This is a genomic window from Barnesiella sp. CU968 (genome assembly GCF_905219685.1).
Lineage (GTDB): Bacteria > Bacteroidota > Bacteroidia > Bacteroidales > Muribaculaceae > Lepagella > Lepagella muris_A.
The window spans coordinates 1-4816 of sequence record NZ_CAJMXD010000234.1 but is presented as its reverse complement, the minus strand read 5'-3'; the positions used below and the strand labels follow the sequence as shown (position 1 = coordinate 4816).

3 protein-coding genes are annotated in these 4816 nt (G+C 50.0%); all 3 read right to left on the bottom strand.

Annotation, left to right across the window (positions count from 1 at the left end; translation table 11 throughout):
- Positions 1-52: 52 nt before the first annotated feature.
- Entirely contained in the window at positions 53-679 is a 627-nt protein-coding gene (gene rsmG / locus JX312_RS09345) for a 16S rRNA (guanine(527)-N(7))-methyltransferase RsmG (RefSeq protein ID WP_204457809.1), read from the bottom strand.
- Positions 680-753: 74 nt separating this feature from the next.
- Positions 754-3315, bottom strand: a complete 2562-nt coding sequence (glgP, locus tag JX312_RS09340; RefSeq protein WP_204457808.1) for an alpha-glucan family phosphorylase — start codon at positions 3313-3315, stop codon at positions 754-756.
- Between the two features lie 34 nt (positions 3316-3349).
- The coding region (locus JX312_RS09335) for a glycosyltransferase (protein ID WP_204457807.1) at positions 3350-4816 on the bottom strand (1467 nt) is incomplete at its 5' end.

Genomic DNA, 4816 nt, shown 5'->3' with positions numbered 1-4816 from the left:
GTTTAATCCGAACAGAGAAAATTCAAATCTGGCGATATTCATTGTTTTCCACTCATTTTATGATTGTGAATGCGATTTTTTTAGTGTCGAAGAAAGGTTCGGAAAAATAATCGCTTATATCTATAACCTCGCTGCAGTGCCTAAGGTTTTTCATTTCTGCGGAAATGTCCCCGCCCTTGAGTGTTATAAGGCCGTTGGGTATGGCGTTCCGCTGCTCCGTGGCGATGTTTTTGCGACATATTTTTATGAGGTCGGGCTGCGGCATGACGGCACGGCTTACCACAAAGTCGAACTTCTCCTTGCATTCCGCCACGTCTCCATGCCGGAATGACACATTGTCAAGAGCGCAGGCGTCTGCTATTTCTTTTGCGACAAGGAGTTTCTTCCCGGTTCTGTCGACCAGATGGAAATGAACATTGGGGAAAAGTACCGCCAATGGCAATCCCGGGAATCCGCCACCCGTGCCGAAGTCCATGACACGCGAGCCGTCAGTGAAGCGTAAGAATCTGGCAATCGCGAGGGAATGGAGGATATGGTTTGTCTCAAGGTTGTCGATATCTTTGCGGGATATCACGTTTATTCTGGCGTTCCACTCAGGATACAGCTCGAGCATCTTCCCGAAACACTCTTTCTGCCTGTCGGAAAGATCGGGGAAATATTTGAAAATGATATGTTCCATATTTTTATAACATAAATGACACCGATTTATTGAATCGGTGTCACTTAAGAAGTCAATTAATATTCAGAAGATTCTCAGAACCAGCGCACGTATGCGAAATCCTGACGGTGGGGGAGAGCCTCGTTCTTCGGATACATACGCAACGCGTATTTGTATGTGCCTGCCTCCTTCAGCGATGATTTGAGCTCATAGGTGAATATGCTTCCGTCACGTTTCACCACCTTGAAGTCCGCGCGGCCGTCGTATTTGCTTTCGCCATGCTCCTCCTTGTAGAAAACAAGCTCCACACCTACGGAATCACCGAGTCCCTTTGTGTCGATGACGACATTGATGTCGATCTTGTCACCGGTACGTGACGCGCCGGCATGAACCTCGTCGAAGTTGGAAGAAAGCACCTGGATGCTGTCCCATTTTGAGGCTACTTCCTCTTTCCATGCCACAATCTCACGTGCCCGGGCAAAGTTGTTTGCCTCGAGTTTCGCGGCACGTTTTGCCTCAGGCTGATAGAAGCGGGAGATGTAATCGTCAAGCTGACGCTTCATTGTGAAATGGGGAGCGATATTGCCGATGGAACGCTTGATATACTGGATCCATTCGGGGCTGTAGCCTTTGTAGTTCTTGTTGAAGTAGAGAGGGATAATCTCGTTCTCCAGCATTGAATAGATAGTTGCCGCATCAAGTTTGTCCTGCTGCGCCTGATCGGTGTAGGTGCGTTTGTCGGTGAGAGCCCATCCGGCTTTCTCATCGAAACGGTAACCCTCATACCACCATCCGTCGAGCACAGAGAAGTTGAGGACACCATTCATTTCTGCCTTTTCTCCGGAAGTTCCGGAAGCCTCGAGCGGACGTGTCGGGGTGTTGAGCCAGATGTCGACGCCGGAAACGAGACGTTTTGCAACAATCATGTTGTAATCCTCAAGGAATATGATCTTGCCAGAGAACTGAGGCATCTTGGAGATTTCGGTGATGCGTTTGATCAGCCCCTGACCTGCGCCGTCGGCGGGGTGCGCCTTGCCGGAGAAGATGAACTGCACGGGATATTTCTCGTTGTTCACAATCTTGGCGAGACGGTCGAGATCGGTGAAGAGAAGGTGTGCGCGCTTGTAAGTGGCGAAACGGCGTGCGAAACCGATTATGAGGGCGTTGGGGTTGATTTTGTCAACAATCTTCATCACCTCGGTCGGATCGCCCTGGTTCTTGAGCCATTTCTCTTTGAAATCCTTTTTTACGAAATTGATGAATTTGTTCTTCATAGTCATACGCATGTTCCAGATATCCTCGTCGGGAACATTGAAGATACCCTTCCACATCTCGGGATTGCTCTGGTCGTTGAAGAGATCCTGGTTGAGATGCTCGGAATAGAACTCTTTCCATTCGGTTGCCGCCCAGGTAGGCATATGGACACCATTGGTCACATAACCCACGTGAGACTCTTCGGGAGCATAACCTTTCCAGATACCGGCAAACATTTTCTTGGAAACCTCTCCGTGAAGCCAGCTCACGCCGTTTGCCTCCTGACTGGTGTTGAGGCAGAACACACTCATCGAGAAACGTTCGTTGGTGTCGGGATTCTCACGACCCATGTTCATGAGATCGTTCCAGGAGATGCCGAGTTTTGCGGGATACTCGCCGAGATATTTTCCGAAGAGAGACTCCTCGAAATAGTCGTGACCTGCAGGCACGGGAGTGTGTACGGTATAGAGAGAAGAAGCGCGTACGATCTCAAGTGCCACATTGAAAGGAAGATGGTCTTTCTGAACATAATCCACCAGACGCTGCAGGTTCATGAGAGCCGCGTGTCCTTCGTTGGCATGATAAAGGTCGGTCTTTATGCCGAGTTTCTCAAGCATGAGGACACCTCCGATGCCGAGGAGATATTCCTGCTTGATTCTGTTCTCCCAGTCGCCGCCATAGAGTTTGTGGGTGATCTGACGGTCCCACTCCGAATTCTGGTCGAGGTCTGTGTCGAGGAGGTAAAGTTTCATGCGGCCCACGTTCACGCGCCATATGTGGCTGTATACCACACGACCCGGATATGGCACTTCAAGCACCATCGGCTGTCCGTCTTCACCGAGCACCGGCTCGATCGGAAGCTGGTCGAAATTCTGGCTCTCATAGTTGGCGATCTGCTGACCGTCGATGGAAAGAGACTGCGAGAAGTAGCCGTATTTATAAAGGAATCCGACAGCAGTCATGTCGATGCGTGAATCGGACGCCTGTTTGATGTAGTCGCCGGCGAGCACGCCGAGACCGCCTGAATATATCTTGAGACAGTTGCACAGACCATATTCCATGGAGAAATAAGCTACAGAGGGGAGCTTTTTGTCCATAGGCTGTTTCATATAGTCCTTGAACATTGCGTATACATCCTTGATGCGTTGCATCATTGCCGCATCAGAGAGTATTTCCTGATAGCGTTCGTAAGAGAGTTGCTGAAGAAGCATCACAGGATTTTCACCGACCTGACGCCAGAGGTCATGGTCTATGTCGCGGAAAAGGTGCTTGCCTGCGCTGTTCCACACCCACCAGAGGTTTTTAGACATTTCCTCGAGAGGTTTCAGCTCTTTGGGAATCTCAGCGCTCACGGTAATTGTGCGCCATGCCGGAGCATTGGTATTGCTGACTTGAAGTTTCATATAGTTTTAATTGGTTTAATATTCAGTTTAATATTCAGTTTAATATATTCTTGTTTCTTTCCGAAGCTCTGCGCCACGCAACGGAGAAAGCCTCGTCATAATGCGTTATGAAGAATTTCCAGTCTGCCTTTTCAGCTGTCAGGAAAGCGGCGTGGCGTGCTTCGGAGCGTGCAACCGGAGTCTCCTTGTAATAGCCGGCGGCTGCCTCTGCTATAACATTGCATGAATCGGAATAGTTGGAATCCTCTCTTTCCGTAACGAAGACTCCGCACTGTCGCAATCCGTTTCTGAAGCTGTCAAGCACCCATTGTCCGAAGCCTGCCTTGTCGGTAGTGACCGTAGGCACACCGAAGGCTGTGCTCTCAAGAGGTGTGTAGCCCCACGGCTCGTAGTAGGAGGGGAAAAGTGTAAGGTCGAATGCCGGAAGAAGATCATAATAAGCTATGTCGAGTATTCCGTCATGACCGTCAAGGTAACTCGGCACATATATGACACGTACTTTCCCGAGTCTGCCCTCGCCGCGAAGCTGGCGTATTCTTACGCATACTTCGTCGGAATCTTCATTGAACAGGCGGTGTGTCAGAAAATCGGGAGCTGAATTGTCGTTGCCGTCGAAATCAAGCGTCATCAGCAGGCTCCCGGACGGTTCCTTAACCCATCCCGGCACAAGTATAAAAGCGAGAGCCTCTGCGTTATCGGGAAGTTTCTCCTCCATTTTTACAATTGAGTCGAGGAAAAGGTCAAGCCCCTTGTTGCGGTATTCATGGCGACCGGAAGTTGCGATAAGGAATGTGTTGTCGTCATACTTCCTGCCGCTAAGAGCAGCAGCTACATTAAGAAGTCGCATGCGGCCGTCTTTGCGCAGTTTGTTATATTTCGCGGTTTTGGGGACAAAATCCGGCTCAAAGCCGTTGGGTGTTACAACCTGCGGACGAATCTCAAGCAATTGTTCGCATTCTCTTGCCGTGACCTCGCTAACCGTGGTGAAGCAGTCTGCAGCATGAGCCGCAGCTTTTTCAAGCGAATGTTTCGACTGCATGTTCAGCTCGGAAGCCATCTGGTCACCGTTGTAATTGTGGAAGTATTCGTAAAGAGGCTTGCCGTTGCCGCAGATGCTGCGTCCGATGCTTGTGGCGTGTGTCGTGAATACGGTCGCGGTCTCGGGCATTGTCAGCTGTGTGTAAAGGAGTCCCATAGCCGTTGTCCATTCATCAAAATGAGCCACAACGTTTTTCTCCTCTACTTTAAGGTGTTCTGCGAGAGCCTTGATCACGATTGCCGATGCTACGGCAAATTCGCAGGATTCTCCATAATCTCCATAAGAGTGAAGGGAATCGACACCATATTCCGCCCACATCTCGCCGTATACCTCGTCAATGTGGGCTGCGGTTTCACCCGGATTCACAAGAATCACAAGCGGAGTGCCGGGAATGTCCCAGCGTCCCGTGCGTATTGTTATGCCCCACGGGAGCTTGAGTTTTGAAGCCGCGGATTTAAGAAC

What these genes read in the sequence shown, in the direction of transcription:
- rsmG (WP_204457809.1), bottom strand. Translation starts at nt 679, where the DNA reads ATGGAACATATCATTTTCAAATATTTCCCCGATCTTTCCGACAGGCAG.
- glgP (WP_204457808.1), bottom strand. Translation starts at nt 3,315, where the DNA reads ATGAAACTTCAAGTCAGCAATACCAATGCTCCGGCATGGCGCACAATT.